The sequence below is a fragment of the Pedobacter sp. CAN_A7 genome (assembly GCF_015752175.1).
Lineage (GTDB): Bacteria > Bacteroidota > Bacteroidia > Sphingobacteriales > Sphingobacteriaceae > Pedobacter.
Window position 1 is genome coordinate 713585 of the sequence record NZ_JADOUW010000001.1, and the last position, 17814, is coordinate 731398.

Annotated in this window: 17 protein-coding genes; 5 read left to right on the forward strand and 12 right to left on the reverse strand. The window is 40.1% G+C overall.

Translation table 11 applies throughout. From position 1 onward, the window contains the following. Positions 1–2 precede the first annotated feature (2 nt). Positions 3–2144 (forward strand): OmpA family protein, encoded by a 2142-nt coding sequence (locus tag IWX76_RS03280; RefSeq protein ID WP_196858442.1) that lies wholly within the window; start codon positions 3–5, stop codon positions 2142–2144. On the opposite strand, the gene IWX76_RS03285 is transcribed toward IWX76_RS03280, so the two are convergent. From IWX76_RS03285 to IWX76_RS03300, 4 genes are all read right to left on the reverse strand, one after another. Further along, the gene (locus tag IWX76_RS03285) at positions 2141–3190 is read right to left on the reverse strand and encodes a sugar transferase (RefSeq protein WP_196858443.1); all 1050 of its coding nucleotides are present in this window, start codon (positions 3188–3190) and stop codon (positions 2141–2143) included. The two genes, IWX76_RS03280 and IWX76_RS03285, sit on opposite strands and share 4 nt — an antisense overlap. 13 nt (positions 3191–3203) lie before the next feature. After that, positions 3204–3593: a response regulator gene (locus tag IWX76_RS03290; RefSeq protein ID WP_196858444.1), complete on the reverse strand. Its 390-nt coding sequence runs from the start codon at positions 3591–3593 to the stop codon at positions 3204–3206. A 155-nt stretch (positions 3594–3748) separates the two neighbouring features. Beyond that, complete coding sequence (locus tag IWX76_RS03295; RefSeq protein WP_196858445.1) at positions 3749–4252, reverse strand: YMGG-like glycine zipper-containing protein; 504 nt, start codon at positions 4250–4252, stop codon at positions 3749–3751. A 65-nt stretch (positions 4253–4317) separates the two neighbouring features. Beyond that, positions 4318–4518 carry a hypothetical protein gene (locus IWX76_RS03300; RefSeq protein ID WP_196858446.1) on the reverse strand — a complete coding sequence of 67 codons (201 nt, stop codon included), beginning with the start codon at positions 4516–4518 and terminating at the stop codon, positions 4318–4320. Positions 4519–4681: 163 nt separating this feature from the next. Between IWX76_RS03300 and IWX76_RS03305 the strand changes: the two genes are divergently transcribed. The 4 genes from IWX76_RS03305 to IWX76_RS03320 all read left to right on the forward strand — a co-directional run bounded on the left by IWX76_RS03305 (position 4682) and on the right by IWX76_RS03320 (position 8760). Further along, positions 4682–4888 (forward strand): cold-shock protein, encoded by a 207-nt coding sequence (locus tag IWX76_RS03305; RefSeq protein WP_196858447.1) that lies wholly within the window; start codon positions 4682–4684, stop codon positions 4886–4888. Between the two features lie 63 nt (positions 4889–4951). Continuing rightward, positions 4952–5788: an SDR family oxidoreductase gene (locus tag IWX76_RS03310; protein ID WP_196858448.1), complete on the forward strand. Its 837-nt coding sequence runs from the start codon at positions 4952–4954 to the stop codon at positions 5786–5788. A 43-nt stretch (positions 5789–5831) separates the two neighbouring features. After that, complete coding sequence (locus IWX76_RS03315; RefSeq protein ID WP_196858449.1) at positions 5832–7223, forward strand: MBL fold metallo-hydrolase; 1392 nt, start codon at positions 5832–5834, stop codon at positions 7221–7223. A 208-nt stretch (positions 7224–7431) separates the two neighbouring features. Beyond that, on the forward strand, positions 7432–8760 hold the full coding sequence (locus tag IWX76_RS03320) for an OmpA family protein (protein WP_196858450.1): 1329 nt from the start codon (positions 7432–7434) through the stop codon (positions 8758–8760). 78 nt (positions 8761–8838) lie between these two features. Here IWX76_RS03320 and egtD read toward each other — a convergent pair whose 3' ends face one another. The 8 genes from egtD to IWX76_RS03360 are packed head-to-tail and all read right to left on the reverse strand — an operon-like array spanning position 8839 to position 17803. Beyond that, positions 8839–9777, reverse strand: a complete 939-nt coding sequence (egtD, locus tag IWX76_RS03325) for an L-histidine N(alpha)-methyltransferase (protein ID WP_196858451.1) — start codon at positions 9775–9777, stop codon at positions 8839–8841. 4 nt (positions 9778–9781) lie between these two features. Next, positions 9782–10939, reverse strand: coding sequence for an ergothioneine biosynthesis protein EgtB (gene egtB, locus IWX76_RS03330; protein ID WP_196858452.1), 1158 nt, complete (start codon positions 10937–10939; stop codon positions 9782–9784). 1 nt (position 10940) lies between these two features. Then, positions 10941–12506 carry an ABC transporter permease/substrate-binding protein gene (locus IWX76_RS03335; RefSeq protein ID WP_196858453.1) on the reverse strand — a complete coding sequence of 522 codons (1566 nt, stop codon included), beginning with the start codon at positions 12504–12506 and terminating at the stop codon, positions 10941–10943. Then, on the reverse strand, positions 12507–13337 hold the full coding sequence (locus IWX76_RS03340; protein WP_196858454.1) for an ABC transporter ATP-binding protein: 831 nt from the start codon (positions 13335–13337) through the stop codon (positions 12507–12509). After that, on the reverse strand, positions 13330–14715 hold the full coding sequence (gene lpdA / locus IWX76_RS03345; RefSeq protein ID WP_196858455.1) for a dihydrolipoyl dehydrogenase: 1386 nt from the start codon (positions 14713–14715) through the stop codon (positions 13330–13332). Before lpdA ends, IWX76_RS03340 begins: the two co-directional genes overlap by 8 nt. 53 nt (positions 14716–14768) lie before the next feature. Next, the gene (locus IWX76_RS03350; protein WP_196858456.1) at positions 14769–15335 is read right to left on the reverse strand and encodes a helix-turn-helix domain-containing protein; all 567 of its coding nucleotides are present in this window, start codon (positions 15333–15335) and stop codon (positions 14769–14771) included. A 5-nt stretch (positions 15336–15340) separates the two neighbouring features. Then, positions 15341–15547: a heavy-metal-associated domain-containing protein gene (locus IWX76_RS03355; protein ID WP_196858457.1), complete on the reverse strand. Its 207-nt coding sequence runs from the start codon at positions 15545–15547 to the stop codon at positions 15341–15343. A gap of 21 nt (positions 15548–15568) precedes the next feature. Next, the gene (locus IWX76_RS03360) at positions 15569–17803 is read right to left on the reverse strand and encodes a heavy metal translocating P-type ATPase (RefSeq protein ID WP_196859021.1); all 2235 of its coding nucleotides are present in this window, start codon (positions 17801–17803) and stop codon (positions 15569–15571) included. Positions 17804–17814 lie beyond the last annotated feature (11 nt).

The window sequence follows — 17814 nt, forward strand, 5'->3', positions numbered from 1 at the left end:
ACATGAAATTACGCTTACGTTTATTAAAAGTACTATGCATTTCCCTTGCCATTACTTTCACACAATCGAGTTACGGCCAGGAAAATAAAACCATGACTGCCGAGATGCGAAAAGCTACGGATGACTTTCAATCCTTACGTTATACCGCTGCGATCAATAGCTTAAATAAAGCATTAAAAAAAGACAGCAACAATGTATTTGCACAGGACATGCTGGCGTATAGTCACAAAATGGTGAAAAATTATCGGGAAGCTTTAAAAGGATATGAGAAGTTAGTTAAGCAAAAAAATCTTAAGCCTGAATGGGCACTCTATTATGCTGAATCTCTGGCCAGCAACCAACAGTATGAAAGTTCTGAAGGCTGGTACCGAAAATACCTTACTTTAGTCCCTGCCGATAAAAGGGCATCATTATTTGCTCGTGCTAATGCCAGCAACTTCAATAAAAATCTCGGAAACTGGTCCATTTATTTCCTAAACCTGAATACTCAAAGTTCGGAATATAGTCCTGTATTTTATAAGAATGGATTGATCTTCAGCAGTAACAGAAAAACGTCTACTCCCATTAAACGTGTATTTCAATGGGATCAAACCCCATTCACCAACCTTTACTTCGTTCCACAATTAGGTGATATTAAGGAAATTAATCCCGATAGCCTGTATAAGATGGCTAAAAAGCAAAAAAATCATTCCTACGCATTCAACGATGATGATACCGCACCAACCAGTAATGATTCCAAAATATTAGGTACTTATCACTCCACCATAGTTAGAGATACTCTAGCAGCAGTATTAGCGCCTACCCTAGATCTACAACTCCTTAAAGGTAACATCAATACCAAATATCACGAGGCCGCTGCAGCAATTTTCCCTGATGGATCCATAGTTTACACCAGAAACAACTTTGACAATGGCCGCGTGCAAAAAAGTGCGGCAGGCGTCAACAAACTAAAGCTTTATACTGCCTCTGGCGATCATCTAAGTAAGGTAACCGAGTTTCCACACAACAGCAATGAATATTCTACCGGACATCCCACACTTCACCAAAATGGCACAATCATGATCTTTGCATCTGACAGGCCCGGAGGCTTCGGTGGAACAGATTTATATTACACCGTGCGCTCGGGTAACGGCGCCTGGAACACCCCTGTCAATATGGGTAAACGCATTAACACAGAAGGCAATGAGTTGTTCCCATACCTGGATAAAAATAACACCCTGTATTTTGCTTCCACTGGTCATGCTGGTTTAGGAGGCCTGGATATTTTTGAAGTAGCATTAAAGGAAATGAGTCCTGTCGACCAGCCGAAAAACATGGGTGTGCCGATCAATTCACCAAAAGATGATTTCAGTTTAATAAAATCAGCAGATGGGAAACAAGGATATTTCAGCTCCAACCGACGTGGAAATGATGATATTTATCAGTTTAAACGAACTGTACAATTAATCACCCTTCAAGGTATGGTTACTGACGCAAGAACCAGAGTTCCTTTAATAAACAGCAGGCTGTTAATGAGGCATCTAGACGGTACAGACACTTTAATTACAAATGCTAAAGGTGAATACAAACGAGTGTTACCAAAAGACACGGACTATGAAATAACCGCACATAAACCAGGCTTTGTAAATAAGATTGCCTTCGTTACCTCACAGGGAATTACTCAGGATTCGGTGATACAGCTTGACATCAAGTTAAACAAAACAGAAACGCTGCAGCAAAATGTGCTTAGCAATTGTGCTGTTTTAAAAAGAACCTTTGCGGTTAAAAACATTTATTATGACCTTGACCGTTCTGAAATCAGACCAGACGCCGTATCGGCTTTAGAAGAATTATTTCAGCTGATGCGTAAAAATCCAGAAATCAGTGTGATCACCTCAAGCCACTGTGATAGCCGTGCATCTGACGATTATAATAGAAAATTGTCTTTAAGACGAGGTCATGCAGCTAAAGCTTATCTTGTAAAAAAGGGAATAGCCGCAGATAGGATTCAAGTGGAGTATTACGGTAAAACAAGAATCATCAATAGGTGTTACGATGGTGTACCATGTTCAGAGCAAGATCAGCAACTAAACCGTCGTACAGAATTTGATATCATTATACATGGTGTAAACATTACCCGACAAGACTGTGACGAAGCTTTTTAAACTTTTTCTTTCTGAACCAAGGCAGGAAAAGTTTTCATGATGATTTTAATATCCAGCCAGATCGAATAATTTTGAGCGTAGAAGTTATCTAGTTTTTTACGCTCACGTTCAGACATGTCTTCTCTACCCCTGCGGCTCACCTGCCATAATCCGGTTAAACCAGCAGGACCTAGAAAGCGCATGCTCCATTCATTCGAAGTAAGCTGCTCTGCTTCATATAAAGGCAAAGGTCGGTTGCCCACAAGAGACATGTCACCTTTAAAAACATTAATTAATTGCGGTAATTCATCAATACTGTATTTTCTGATGAAACTTCCAAATCTGGTCACCCGCGGATCATTTTTTAATTTCATAAAAGTGGATTTACCAGCATCCGATTTATCATATTGGTTGAGCTCACTTAACCCTGCTAATTCTTTGCTCGCATTATTTCGCATGGAGCGGAACTTGTAAAAATCAAAAATATGATACCCCGTTCCTACCCTTTTACTTTTAAAAATAATTGGACCTTTTGACTCCAACGCAATGATAGCAGCAACTATCAATAAAATGGGACTGAGTAATAATATTGCACATCCAGAAGCGACCATGTCGAAAGCCCTTTTATAAAAAGGAATTTCATACCTGACGTCTATTTTTAAAAGATCAGATAATTGTGGTTTAATTAGCTTGAATTTAACAAGAAAACCAATCCGTTCACAAAGATCGTTAACAGGAATGGGTGAAGTATATAAATCATTAACCTTATGGAACATGGCAAGCTGCCTGAGGCTTTTGTCCTGTTCTTCTGAAAGCAATATGATGACCAATCCTTTTAACAGGGGATCTTTTTTTAATTTGCCAATTAAGTCAAAACTTTTATCCTTATCAACAATCTCAATAACAATAACATCTGGCAAATTGAACAACGATTGCTCTTTCAAATATTGAGCACACTGCTCTACAGTAGCTTCAACATGAACCGAAAAGTCTTCTTGTAGCTTGGGTAAGGCTTCACTTAATAGTGAACTTCCTGAATAGAGAACGCGAATAGGTTGATTAGTCAATTGCTTTGTAGATTTAGCTTTCTATAGAGTTATATTTACCTAATACCTCTAAAATAGCAGTTTTTAATTGTGTTGGATTAAATGGTTTTGGAATAAAGGCATCCACCTCAAAAGACATTTCCGCTACCCGTTCTTCTAGATTACTTGCACCAGATAAAATTACCACCGGTGTATCTCTGTAAAATCCGCTTATTTTTAAGTTGTGAATAAAAGAACTGCCATCGAAATAAGGCATTTCAAGATCTGATAAAATAAGTTCAGGAGAGTGGCCTTCTTCTAACCAGGTGAGCGCCTCTACACCGCTGTTTTTAATGACAAGGTTGTAATCTGCCGATAACACAAAATTCAATAATTTAAGGATTGTTATCTCATCATCAACAATCAATATTTGCTTTTTAGCCATGGTAGTCCTTCGATGATACTAGATTATTAACGAACATACAAATTTTAATAAAAACATTTGTATTTCATTTTATTAAATAACAAAATAAAATGAAATAAAACTAAAAAGGCCGCTACAGCAAAACTGTCGCGGCCTTCTCTTATGTAATAAATTGATTATTGAACTCTACCTGATTTTCTATCTTGGCCACGACCAATTAGATAACCGGCACCAGCACCAACAACGCCACCTATAGCGGCACCTCTACCTTTCTTTTTATCAATTAATGCACCACCTACTGCACCAGCGGCTCCACCAATTACACCAGCTTTCGCTGCCTGGCTCCAACCTTCTTTTTTAGCTGCAGTTGTAGTCGTGGTAGTTGACGACGAGCTTACATTGTTAGATGTTCTAGCCGGAGCTGCTGCTTCTCTTTGTTGAGACAACAACAAGGTGCGTTTTTCTGCAGCTATTTGCTCTTCTTTTTCTTCTAAAGCTAATCTTTCAGTTTCCTGTTGGCGAACAACCTCAGCATTTTTAAAGCTGTCAAGTCTTAAACTATCTTTAACTTCTTTGATTGCTAAATCTTTTGCTGCTTTTAAAGTAGCTTCATCTTTAGCTTTATTACTACAAGATGCTAATACAATCGAAAGGGCTAATATGGAGAATACTCTTTTCATAACTTTAAATTTAAATTTGTTCTACACATCCCCTAGAAAAAATGATGCCAGAAATAATTTATTTTCTATTTATCTCTTAAAGGTGATTCTCCAATACCCGGTTTTTTAAGGTTTCGATCATGCTCTTCATCTGAATTTCCTGAAACCATATCATTATCACTATTATACTTCTGGTATCCTGTATCAGAGGAATGATCAGCATCCAGACCCGGATTGTCTAGATCCTCGGTTGGTCGTTCTGTTGATTTTTTATGTTTCTCTTGCATGGCAATTACAATTTATTGAAGTTTTAACAATATGTAGCCCAGTAAAGTTTATAAAAAACAACATTTTTCAGTTTTATTGTAAAAAATTTAATACCTGACAACAAGAGTTTTTGGATATTAATATTCAATTGTTTACTTTCACAGCGAATTATATAATAAAAATATGCGTAAAACAGGAAAAGTTAAATGGTTTAATTCTTCAAAAGGGTTTGGATTTATTACCCCGGAAGAAGGAGGTAAAGATATATTCGTTCATTTCTCTGCTATAGCAGGAGACTCATTCAAAGAATTAAATGAAGGTGACGATGTTGAATTTGAACTTAATGAAGGTAAAAAAGGACCTGAAGCTTCTAACGTAAGAGTTCTTTAATCTATTCTTTAAAAAATCAGAAGGGGTTTGCTCATGGCATCACCCCTTTTTTTATGCCTAAACATGAGCAATCCAAATAACAATACACCATGCGTTAGCATCATTGGCTGTGGCTGGTATGGTCTGGCTGCAGCTAAACAATTACTTGCTGCCGGTTACACCGTTAAAGGTTCCACTACAACCCAACAAAAACTCCAGCAACTGGCAGATGCTGGTATCGAGCCTTATCTCCTAGACTTTGGATTGGGCAAGTCAGTTGATCCTAAAGATTTTTTCTCATCCGAAATACTAATCATTTGTATTCCCCCTCAAAGAAATTCTGATACCTTAAGTCAATATACTGCGAAAATCGACACGATCGCAATGTTCTCCGCGCAATACCCTAAGAAGGAAATTATATTTATAAGCTCCACGTCGGTATATGGCGATGCCAACTGCACCGTCGACGAAAATACGGTCGCTAACCCTCAAACGCCCTCCGGGAAGCAAATCTTAGCCGCAGAACAAGGATTACAAAAGAACAGCCATTTTAGAACTACCATTATACGCTTTAGCGGACTGGTTGGCCCAGGGCGTCATCCAGGAAGATTTTTTACCGGCAAGAAAAACATCCCTAATGGTCGGGCGCCAATTAACCTTATTCATTTAGACGACTGCGTTGGTATTACACTTGAAATTATAAAACGTCAGGCATTTGGATATATATATAATGCCTCCAGTCCTGATCACCTTCAAAAACAACACTTCTATCAACAAGCCATAAAAGCGGCCGGATTAGCGGAAGCCACTTTTATTGATGAGTTAAAAGAATGGAAAATTATTTCTAGCCTTCAAGTACCTAAGCAGCTTAACTATACCTTTAAAACGGCAAACTGGATACAGTGGCTTAAAGATTTTTAAAATTTATTTGATAACTTGTAGCTCTTTTTAGGATGACTACACTATGAAACTAACTATTTGGGGAGCTGCACAACAGGTAACTGGAAGCATGCATCTTTTGCAAACAGATCACTATACCGTACTTATTGATTGCGGACTTGATTATGAAAAAGGCACGCACCAGGAAGATAATGAATACTTCCCTTTTGACCCTTCCACTATAGATGTGGTCATTTTAACGCATGCTCACATTGACCATTCTGGTAACCTGCCCACTTTAGTACGCCTAGGATTTAACGGGCAGATATTATGCACGCCCCCTACAGCAGACCTAACCGAGATTTTGTTAATGGACTCTGTAAATGTTTTTCTAAGCAAGTTGCAACAAACCCGAAAAGGGAAAGGCAGGAAATATCATTCTGGTCCACGCCCATTATACTTGCATAAACATGTAGCAGAAACTGCAAGTCGTTTTATCACCATAGGTTTTCACCGCAAGTTTAACATTACCGACGATATCGCCTTAACTTTTATCCCGGTAGGTCACTTATTAGGTGCTGCTGCCGTCATACTTGAAGTAAAAGATCAGGGAATTCTTAAAAAAATTGCTTTTACAGGAGATATTGGCAGAAAGAATTACCCAGTGTTAGTAGATCCAGAACCTCTTCCTGCAGTAGATTACCTGGTTACTGAATCCACATATGGCGGTCGTGTACATAGTACTGGAATTAATTTGGAAGACAAATTGGTGGAGGTCATCAACGAATCCTGCGTCAAATTTCCAGGACGTTTAATTATACCCGCTTTCAGTATAGGCCGAACGCAATCCCTTGTTTATACCCTCAATAAAATTTTTACCAGTGGTCGTTTACCAAAGGTAAAAGTATTTGTAGATAGCCCTTTGGCATCAATGGCTACTGAAGTTTACCGCAAACATCACCAAATGGTTAATGATGAAGCGAGAACTTTTTATGTTGATCAGGGCGATGAATTCGAATTTGACAATTTATCCTATGTACAGGAGAAAAAAGAAAGCACTTCCATTTCCAATTACCATGAACCTTGCATCATCATCTCCTCGGCAGGTATGCTCGAAGGCGGACGTATACAAGACCACTTATACCATAACATCCAAAATTATTATTGTACCATCCTATTTATTGGGTATTGTGCAAAAGGAACTTTAGGCAACCGCTTATTAAGAGGAGACCCTATTGTGCGTTTACGCAACCGCGACCTTATGGTATACGCATCTATTAAACAAACCGATCTCTTAAGTGGTCATGGTGATCATAATGATATTATGGACATCGTAAAATCCCAACAACCAGTGCAGCTTAAAAAGGTTTTCCTTGTGCATGGCGAAGAACAAAGTATGAAGCTATTAAAGGATAGTATAATTCAAGAAGGTTTTGATGTATTCATCCCTAAAAAAGGCGAAATCTTCGAAATTTAAGTCGTAACTGCATAAAGGTGTATATTAAAATATACATATCATGCAATTTCTTTACAATAACAATGTTTTCATTAAAAAATATTAGATGATAATCCATTGTAATTTAATTATTTCCAAAATATTAGTGTCATTAACAGTTTTTGGCAGGGTTATTACATCAACCCATGTAATCAGTAATACTGATCACATTTACTAATTTATTGAAAACATGAAATCAACAATTACAAAATCAGCAATGATATTATCCTTAGTAGGATTATCAAGCACTCTTTTCGCGCAGGATATGCAAAGTGATACCACTCAGCGTTTCGAGAAAAAAGAATTCCGCACATGGTCTATCGGTTTAAATGGTGGTATGTTAACGCACTACACACCTTTCAATGCAGATAACAATGGCGACTTTGCAACACCACAAGAAAGCTGGGGTTACGGAGGGTACATTAAAAAACAAATTGCTCCAGGATTTGGCTTACAAGCCGATTTCTTAGCAGGTAAAGTAAAAGGTTTCAGACCTAATGGCTTAGCTGCTGGTGCAACTGCAGCACAACAAAACAGTGGATTCGAAACCCGTATCGACTGGTCGGCTGCATTAAAAGCAAACTTTACTTTAGCTAACTTAAGCTTAAACAACAAACGCAGTGTACTTTCACCTTACCTTACAGGTGGTGCTGGTTACATGTCATCTAGTGCAAACACAGATTCACCTCTAGGTGCAAACACTGCTTACACTGAAAACTGGTTTATTCCAATCGGTGCTGGTGTAAAATTTGGTTTGTCTAAAGGAGTTAATCTTGACTTAGGTTACGATGTAAACTTCATGAAAACAAATAATTTTGATGGTACAAGAGGTGGTGCTAATGATAGGTTCTCTTATGCACATGCAGGTATTGAAATTGCATTGGGTAAAAAAGGAACTTCTCAATTACAAAACTATAGCGCAATTGCAGCTCTTCGTGAGGAAAGTGCAGCAGAAAGTGCTGAGTTAAGAAGAGCATTGTCTAGTGCTGAAGAAAATGCAAGAAGAGACAGAGAAACTTATGCTCAGGAAATGGGTGATGATGATAGTGATGGTGTAGCTAACAAATTTGATAAATGTCCAGGAACTCCTGCTAACACGGTAGTTGATGGTGCAGGTTGTCCTTTGAAAGCTGGAACTAATATCATTAGAGAAAAAGTGATCGTTACAGAAGCAGATCGTAAAGTTGTTGACGAAGCGATTAGAAACTTAGAATTTGATTTAGGTAAATCTACCATCAGATCTAGATCTTACTCAACATTAAACAAAGTTGCTGCTTTATTAGTAGAGAAAAACTTTAGCTTAAAATTAGCTGGTCACACAGATAATACAGGTTCAATGGCTTTAAACTTACGTTTATCTAAAGATAGAGCAGAAGCTGTTAAAGCTTACTTAGTATCTCAAGGTGCTAATGCATCTAGAATTGAAGCAACTGGTTACGGTCCAAACCAACCTATTGCATCTAACAATACTGCCGATGGTCGTCAGAAAAACAGAAGAGTTGAATTCAGTTTATTTTAATTGACCAATTCATCAAAACAAAAAAGGTTGCTTTCCAATGGAAAGCAACCTTTTTTTGTTTAACCTAATGAACAGAACTTACACCACTTTCCAAACAGTATCTAAAAACCAGTTCTTTTGATCAGTAAAATGTTGCACTGTTAAATAGCCAGCTTTCACTGCCATCTCTTCTGTTTCAGTTATGGAATACTTCTGAGAGATTTCCATCGAAATGTATTCGTTATTTTTAAAAACAAATTCATGGTCTCCTATTTTTACCAGTTGATCATTTAAGCTAATTAAATAACTGCGGCAGGCGCCAGTCCCTGGATCATAACTTGGGTAATGCTCAAACTGTTCTACCACAAAATTACCCCCCAGCTCTCTGTTAATCCGATGCAACAGGTTTAAATTAAATGCTTTTGTATAGCCTTCGCTATCGTTATAAGCAGCCCTGATCACCCGTGGATGTTTCCTTAAATCAAAACCTATTAACACCAGATCGCCCGTATTCAGGTAACGTTTTAAGTTTTGACAAAACTCAACGGCGGCTTCCACTTCAAAATTACCAATATTACCCCCCATAAATAAAATCACCTTTTTCTTTGCTGAAAGTTGATTTGCCTGATCCAGCATATCAAAGTAGTCTCCACACAAACCTTTAACCTGTAGCCCTTTTATTCTTTCTGGCAGATCTTTTTCTAACTGATCGATCATGCTTCCAGAAATATCAATAGGCCGGTAGGTAAATGTTACACCAGTTTCGACCAGCTCCCTTAATAAATAGCTCGATTTGGTTGCATCACCCGCCCCCAATTCAATCAAATCGAAATCGTCAAACCCATCTTTTAAAACAGTGGCTAATGCTGACGTTTTTTCTTGAAAGATCTCTAGTTCACAATCTGTAGGATAGTATTCTTCGCAATTCATAATCTGCTGGAACAACCTGCTGCCTGTTTCATCATAAAAGTATTTGGAGTTCAAGCGCTTCGGTTGCCCCGAAAGGTCTTGTATTACATCTTTTAAAAATTGTTCCATATTTTTATTTTACTAGCCTGATGCCACTGAACATCCAACGTAGGTAAGGGTGAAAAAAATTGCGGTAAGTAGGTCTCGAATGTTGAACTGCTGTGGCAACCGAGCCTCCACGTAACACTTTCTGGTTAACCATAAACTTCCCGTTATACTCTCCCAATGCACCAGGTACCTTGGCGAAACCCGGATAAGGTAAATAAGCACTTTCAGTCCATTCCCAAAGTTTACCCCAATTTAGCTTTGCAGCTACCGCTTCCCATTCGAACTCTGTTGGCAAACGCATGCCTTTCCATTGGGCAAATGCGGCTGCCTCGTAATAACTAATGTGTGATACCGGTGCATCTAAGGCCAAAACGTTTAATCCCGAAAGGGTATATTGATGCCAGGTTCCTTCGATCGAATGCCAATATAATGGCGCCTTTACCTGATTATTTTTTACCCAGTCCCAACCTTCAGCATGCCAAAAATTAAAATCCTGGTAGCCCCCCTGTTCCATAAATGCTAAGTACTCGCCATTGGTAACCAGGTTGGCCCGAATTTGTGATGCCGGTAAGTATACTTTATGACGTCCCAATTCATTATCGAAATGAAAATCATCCCCAGCATAACCAACTTCATATAAACCTTCTGATAAATTAATCCATTCTTCATGACCTGCATGGACAGTCAGCTGATCATCAATCCCTTCCTCCCGATAGGCCGGAAACAAAGGATTATGACCCAAAATGTATTTTATATCATACCATAACAATTCCTGGTGCTGCTCTTCATGGTTTAATCCAAGGATCAACAATTCAGCTAAGTCGGCATCAGGATGCTGGTGGCTAAGAAAAACTTTCATAGCCTCGTCAACATGATTACGGTAGCGGTAGACCTCATTCACTGTCGGGCGACTTAAATTACCGCGGTCGGTTCTGATTACCCTAGCACCAAGTGTCTCATAATAGCTATTGAAAACATAGTTAAAATCTGCATTGTATTCCTGGTAGTTCTCTGCATGTGGTTTCAAAATAAAGTTCTCAAAAAACCAGGTGGTGTGACCTAAATGCCATTTCGGCGGACTCACATCAACAACAGGTTGCACCACGTAATCTTCCGTTTCCAGGGCCGAACAAATGGCTACACTTTGCAGCCTGGTGGTTTCATATTTCTCCCAAAACCTCATATTAATTATACTTTAAATAGCTGGTTAAATCTGTAATGCTCTTGATGCGCAAACTTTGTGCCTGTTCCCGGCGCATCATTAGCGCATAACTGTTATTAAAACCAATAGGTTCAAGCCATTTTAATTGGTAATTCTCTTCAAACTCCTTTTTAACAAAAGCATACACCAACTTTGCATCTGAACCTAGAGACTTGACCTGCTCTTGATTTGCCTGGAGGATGACCAATAAACCTGTTCCTGTGTATTCCGGGTACAGGTCAATCTGGTTATTTAACAGGGCATCAAAGCAAATTTTAGTACCTCCTAAGCCTGTGCTGGTTTCCACTTTTAAATCAGAATGTCCTTCGATCAGTAACTTATAAAGTTGTGCTAAAATGTATTGTTCGCCAAATATTTTAGAACCCACTCGAACAAGGCCCTTATTTCTTTTACCTGGTGCTTTTAGCAGCTGTGATTGCTTTAAAAAAGCTGCTGCAACCTGTTCAGGCGTTTGTTTTAGTTGATCCACCTGGTAGTTCATCCTGGTCATGGCCTCATCATTAATCAATCCTGCAAGTTTATTTAATACCACTTCCAGTTCCGGGTATCGCCGTAAAATATCCTGTCGCACTACCGGGGCAGCATCATATGGTGGAAAAATATGGCGGTCGTCAATCAATGTCACCAGGTCATAAGCTTTCAACCTACCATCAGTGCTGTAACCATCAATCACATCAAGCTTGCCTTCAAAAGCAGCCTTATACTTCATGGCATCACTAATCACTACTGTTTCTAAATTTAACCCATAAACTTCTTTTAATCCCAGGTAACCATCATCTCTGCCCATAAATTCAGGCGTAAATCCAGCGAGCATACGGCCACCTATTTTACTGGGCACCAAATAAAAGGATGGCAACAACAGTAGAAACAAAGGCAACCATACATAAAGGTTTATTCTTTTTAAGCTTATTTTTTGTACTGCGGCCAATGAAAAATCAAGCATTACGGCAAGCAGCGCAGCTGGAATTGCACCTGCAAGAATCATATTCGTATTATTCAAGGCAATTCCCCCGAAAATAAATTCCCCCAGCCCACCAGCAGCTATATAGGCGGCTAAGGTAGCTACACCTACATTGATCACCGTAGCTGTTCTAATGCCAGCCATGATCACTGGGAATGCTAAAGGCAGCTCTACCTTCATGAGCATCTGGTAGGCACTCATGCCCATACCTTTGGCAGCATCCTTTACCATAGGGTCCACCTCCGTAATTCCAATATAGGTATTACGCAGAATAGGCAACAAAGCATAAAGAAATAGTGCTAAAATAGCAGGTTTAGGTCCAATGCCGAGAAAGGGAATCATCATTCCCAACAGGGCGATGCTTGGAATGGTTTGTAATATGCCAGCAAAACCAAGTATAGGGGCCGCAAGTTTTTTTCGCCCAGCAATCAGTACCCCTAATGGTACTGCAATTAAAATAGCAAATATCAACGAGAGGAGGGTAAGACCCAAGTGTGTCCAGGTTTGACTCAGCAGCTGATCGTGCTGCTGGATGATGAAACTCCAGAAAGTTTGTGTCTGCTCCATTTAAGGTTTAATTGTGCTACGCAATAGTGTTTTTAAATCTCCTTCTTCCATCGCATTCATGGCCTCCCAGGCAGATTGCTCCCCCAATTTAAAAAATTTTAAGGCGAGTAACAAACGTTGCTCTTTTAAGAAATCAACCACAAAATCATTTGCCGGATGCTGCAGCAACATACCGGGTGTACCCAACTGCATGACCTCCCCCTTATTCATCAGGCAAATGGTATCCCCCATTTCAAAAGCTTCCTGTATATCATGGGTCACCATCACTATAGTTTTATTTCTTAATTCATCAAGTTCCCTAAACTCTTTTCTGATCGCTATTCGGGTCAGGTTGTCAAGTGCACCAAAAGGTTCATCCATTAATAATACCGGCGGATTGACCATCAATGCGCGCACTAAACCAACACGTTGCTGTTGTCCACCACTTAGTTCAGCAGGATATTTGCTGATCAATGAATCATCCAGGTTAAGTTTGTTAAACAATTCACCAGCACGACTTTTAATACGTTCAGCATCCCATTTCAAAAGCTTCGGCACAATAGCAACATTTTCTGCCACCGTATAATGAGGAAATAAACCGTGGTGCTGCAAAACATAGCCAATACCCCTGCGCAGTTGTTCAGCTGGCTGGTCATTAACAGCTACTCCATTTATATAAAGTTCTCCACTTTGCGGGCACACCAGTCGGTTAATCATCCGCAACGTCGTAGTTTTTCCGCAACCACTGGGGCCAAGTAAAACCATGTTCTCCCCGGTTGGCACTTCAAAGCTCACCTGGTTGACGGCGAATGCTGAACCATATTGTTTCACTAAGTTGACAGCTTTAATCATCTAAGGCCATAAAAAGGTTATTCAATGATTCGGCATAAAGAGGATGAGCAAAAATGGTATACCTGATCTGTTTGTAAGTAATGCCTCCCATCATGGCCATTTGAAGAACCGACATCACTTCGCCACCTTCAGCGCCAATAATGGTAGCCCCTAATATTTGTTTTGTCTTTTTATCAACCACTGCTTTCATAAATCCCCTGGTTTCTGAGGTTTCTATAGCACGGGCAATATTTTTCATCGGTATTTTAGCCACAGAGTAATCCAGGCCCAGTTCTTTAGCCTCCATTTCAGTAATACCTATACGCCCTAATTGCGGGTCAGTGAACATACAGTAAGGCACCATTCTATTTTTTATGCTTTGGTTACCCTTATTCAGTAAATTTGAGGTAACGACCACATAATCATTATAGGAAATATGGGTAAACTGTGGTCCACCTTTAACATCACCCAAGGCATACACACCTTTAACAGCTGTTTCCAGGCGATCATTCACCTGTATAAAGCCTTTATCATCACAGGTAATACCTGTATTTTCCAGGCCCAGGTTTTCCGTTTGTGGTTTTCTACCCGAAGCAATCAACACCTGACTGCAGGTAATATATTTTGTACCTTCCGGCGATTCAACATGAACACGAATGCCACCATCGACATCCTTCTCAAATTTAACAGCTTTGGTATTTAGCCATACTTCAATACCGTCATCCTTAAAAATATCGCTGATCACTTCGCAAACATCCAGGTCTTCCTTGGGCATCAGGCGGTCACCTTGCTCCAATAAAGTAACCTGGCTACCGAAACGCTGGAACATTTGTCCGAATTCCAGACCGATATACCCACCGCCAACAATCAATAATTTTTTAGGTACTGAGGACAATTGAAGAATGGTGGAAGAAGTAAGGAATTCAACTTCTTTTAATCCTTCAATAGTAGGAATTTTGGTGGTGCCACCGGTATTGATAAAGATGTGGTCGGCACGCAACTGGCGGGTGTCTCCATTTTCTCCATAAACGGTTACTTCATGGTCATCTGTAAATTCAGCATTGCCTGCTATCAGTTCAAGATTTTCTGTACCTGCTATCCCTTTTTCAGCACCATTTCTAAACTGTTTAACCATGGCATCTTTTCGTGCCATGACTGCAGGAAAATCTACCTGATACGAAGGAATGTCGACACCGAAATCCTGGCTCCGGCTGGCCAGGTAAGCCATCCGGGCAGAGGCCACCATGGCTTTTGTGGGAGTACATCCGTCATTGATACAGGTACCACCCACCACTCTTTTTTCTATAAGCGCGGTTTTCCATCCGGCCTCTGCTAATTTTTTTGCCAGCGGAATTCCCGCCTGGCCAGCACCTATTACAATCGCATCGTACGTTTCCATTTTAGCATAACAATAGAAAGGACAAAAGGTGGTATATTTTCTTAAAATTTTATTCAGCCTACCTGGTCAAGAGGTTTCCGATCATGACTCGTGCTTCCTTTATAACGGCTTGGCGACATTCCTGTAACTGATTTAAACTGTGTAGACAGGTGCGCACTGCTGCTGTAGCCCATTTTAAAAGCAATCTCATTGAGATTTAATTCGCCATACTCCAATAACTCCTTTACCTTTTCTACCTTTTGCTGGATTATATATTTTTCAACGGTGATGCCTTCAGTCTCTGAAAATAAACGACTCAGGTATGCATACTCTTTATTTAAGTCTTTTGCCACCAGTTGTGCTAAACTTTCTTTTAAGTCTTGCAGGGAATTGTGATGAATTTTTTCTATGACTTTGGTTTTCACTAACTCTACCAACTGGTCTTTATGTTTATTGATGAGTTCAAAACCCAGGGCCTGGAGTGAAGTATGGAGCTCCTGTAATTGAGCGGGTGCAGGTGGGCTGTGCAAGTCTACCTTGCCAAGGGTAATATCGGCTACTTGCAAACCCAGCTTTTCCAATTCCTGCCTTACAATAAGTATACACCGGTCGCAAACCATATTTTTGATGTAAAGCTCCATTCCGCTTATCGTTGTTCTGCCTGAAAACCGGCTTCATTAAGCGTGTGAATAACCTCTGCAGCGGTAATATCACCTTCCACAGTGAGGGTTTTATCGGCATGATCTGTTTGTACATCCCAAGAACTGATCTCTTTTTTTGCATTTAAAAAAGGTGTTACGGTGGCAATGCAACCTCCACATTTGATATTCGTTTTGAATGTTAAAGTTTCCATATGTTCTATAAGTTATATTAATCAATTAAGTTTTGCAAATTTTAAACGCAAGCTGTTACTCACTACAGAAACAGAACTCAAAGCCATCGCCGCCCCTGCAATCATCGGGTTTAACAGAAAACCATTAAATGGATACAATAAACCTGCGGCAAGGGGAATACCAATGATGTTATAAATAAACGCCCAAAATAAGTTCTGACGAATGGTTTTTACAGTTAATTTAGATAATCGCAGTGCTTTTGGTATCTGTTGTAGATCCGATGAAATCAGGGTAATCTTGGCCACATCGATCGCAATATCCGATCCTTTACCCATTGCAATAGACAGATCGGCTTGCGCCAGGGCCTGGCTATCATTAATGCCATCACCCACCATGGCTACTACCTTACCTTCAGCCTGTAGCTGTTCGATAAATAATGCCTTATCGGCAGGTAGCACTTCCGACCGCACCTGCTTAATACCAGTTTTTAAGGCTACAGCAAGCGCCGTATGCTCGTTATCGCCAGTCAGCATATACACTTCTATTCCCTGATGCTGTAAAGCTTTAATGGCAGCTCCAGATCCTTCTTTAAGTTTATCGGCAATGGCCAGGACCGCTAACACCTCTCTGTTTGTACTAAAATAGATAATAGTTGCTGCCTCTTCTTCTAATTCTTCCACTTGTTTTAGCAAGGTAGCAGGAAGGCTGAGTTGAAGTTCCGTAAATAACCGGTGACTCCCTGCATAGTATGTATCGCCATTAAACATCGCTTTTACTCCCCTTCCAGTTAAACTTTCAAAGTCAGTTATTTTAATGGGCTCAGCCACTTCATGTTGAAGGTGTTTAACAACAGCACTTGCAAGGGGGTGTTCAGATTGCTGCTCCAGTGTAAACAACACCTGCATCAGCTCAGCCTGGTTTTTTAGCGCATCGGTAGTCCACATCAATTGCGTTACCTCTGGTTTGCCCTCCGTCAGTGTTCCTGTTTTATCCACCACCATGGCATTCACTTTATACCCCGATTCCAGCGCTTCGGCATCTTTAATTAAAATACCATTCTCAGCGCCTTTGCCTATACCCACCATAATGGCGGTTGGCGTGGCCAGACCTAATGCACAAGGACAAGCAATAACCAATACCGTAACCATAGCCATCAAGCCATGCGTAAAACCATCTGCTCCACCAAATAGCACCCAGATCAGCAGGGTAACAATAGATATCGCCAACACTACAGGCACAAATATCCCAGCTACCTTATCCACTAATTTTTGAACCGGTGCTTTTGACCCTTGGGCTTGCGCTACCAATTTAATGATTTGTGCCAATAGCGTATCCTTACCCACTTTATTTGCGGTAAATTTAAAGCTGCCTTTTTGATTCAACGTTCCTGCAAAAATAGTCGCCCCTTTTTCTTTCCTCACAGCAATAGGCTCGCCCGTAATCATGCTTTCATCGACATAGGAATAACCTTCGGTGATCACTCCATCTACTGGAATTTTCTCCCCCGGTCGTATAGCAAGCAGGTCACCTTCCACTACTGTTTCTACATCAACATCCTGCTCAACTTGTCCCCGAACCAAGTGTACCGTTTTAGGCTGTAAACCAATAAGTTTCTTAATAGCACCTGAAGTATTAAATTTGGCATTTTCTTCCAATAGTTTCCCCAACATAATGAATACGATCACTACTGCTGCGGCTTCAAAATACACATGAGGATGCAGACCTCGCGACAACCAAAATTCAGGATAAAACGTATTGAACACGCTAAACAAAAAGGCAATGCCCGTACTTAGCGCTACCAGCGTATCCATATTGGCTTTACCATGTTTAGCTTGTTTCCAGGCATTCACAAAAAAGGACTTTCCAAATATAAATAGCACTGGAGCTGTTAACACCATCATAATCGGGTTAGCATATGGCATATCCATAAAAACCATCCCGATAATGACTACCGGTATAGTTAATATTGCCGCCGCTATGCAGCGTTTTTTTAAGGCCTGGTATTGGTCTTCCTGTACGGCTTCTTGCTGTTCTTTGCCATGCACCTGATCCAGAATCAAATCATAACCAATTTCCTGCAATACTTTTTGAAAGGCTTCCGGTTTGATCAACGCAGGTTGGTAAGCTACCTGTACACTTTGTGTGGCATAATTAACATCCGCACGAGCTATCCCTGGTTGTGCTGCAAGCATACTTTGCACACTACTTGCACAACTGGCACACGTCATCCCCAACACGGGGAGTGAAATGGTTTCTAGATCTTCGTTTTTAGCCATCATATTAAATT

Excerpts from the sequence above, each read along its gene's own strand:
- IWX76_RS03280 (WP_196858442.1), top strand. The coding sequence starts at position 3 with ATGAAATTACGCTTACGTTTATTAAAAGTACTATGCATTTCCCTTGCC.
- IWX76_RS03290 (WP_196858444.1), bottom strand. The coding sequence starts at position 3,593 with ATGGCTAAAAAGCAAATATTGATTGTTGATGATGAGATAACAATCCTT.
- IWX76_RS03295 (WP_196858445.1), bottom strand. The coding sequence starts at position 4,252 with ATGAAAAGAGTATTCTCCATATTAGCCCTTTCGATTGTATTAGCATCT.
- IWX76_RS03300 (WP_196858446.1), bottom strand. The coding sequence starts at position 4,518 with ATGCAAGAGAAACATAAAAAATCAACAGAACGACCAACCGAGGATCTA.
- IWX76_RS03305 (WP_196858447.1), top strand. The coding sequence starts at position 4,682 with ATGCGTAAAACAGGAAAAGTTAAATGGTTTAATTCTTCAAAAGGGTTT.
- IWX76_RS03310 (WP_196858448.1), top strand. The coding sequence starts at position 4,952 with ATGAGCAATCCAAATAACAATACACCATGCGTTAGCATCATTGGCTGT.
- IWX76_RS03315 (WP_196858449.1), top strand. The coding sequence starts at position 5,832 with ATGAAACTAACTATTTGGGGAGCTGCACAACAGGTAACTGGAAGCATG.
- IWX76_RS03320 (WP_196858450.1), top strand. The coding sequence starts at position 7,432 with ATGAAATCAACAATTACAAAATCAGCAATGATATTATCCTTAGTAGGA.
- egtD (WP_196858451.1), bottom strand. The coding sequence starts at position 9,777 with ATGGAACAATTTTTAAAAGATGTAATACAAGACCTTTCGGGGCAACCG.
- egtB (WP_196858452.1), bottom strand. The coding sequence starts at position 10,939 with ATGAGGTTTTGGGAGAAATATGAAACCACCAGGCTGCAAAGTGTAGCC.
- IWX76_RS03335 (WP_196858453.1), bottom strand. The coding sequence starts at position 12,506 with ATGGAGCAGACACAAACTTTCTGGAGTTTCATCATCCAGCAGCACGAT.
- IWX76_RS03340 (WP_196858454.1), bottom strand. The coding sequence starts at position 13,337 with ATGATTAAAGCTGTCAACTTAGTGAAACAATATGGTTCAGCATTCGCC.
- lpdA (WP_196858455.1), bottom strand. The coding sequence starts at position 14,715 with ATGGAAACGTACGATGCGATTGTAATAGGTGCTGGCCAGGCGGGAATT.
- IWX76_RS03350 (WP_196858456.1), bottom strand. The coding sequence starts at position 15,335 with ATGGAGCTTTACATCAAAAATATGGTTTGCGACCGGTGTATACTTATT.
- IWX76_RS03355 (WP_196858457.1), bottom strand. The coding sequence starts at position 15,547 with ATGGAAACTTTAACATTCAAAACGAATATCAAATGTGGAGGTTGCATT.
- IWX76_RS03360 (WP_196859021.1), bottom strand. The coding sequence starts at position 17,803 with ATGGCTAAAAACGAAGATCTAGAAACCATTTCACTCCCCGTGTTGGGG.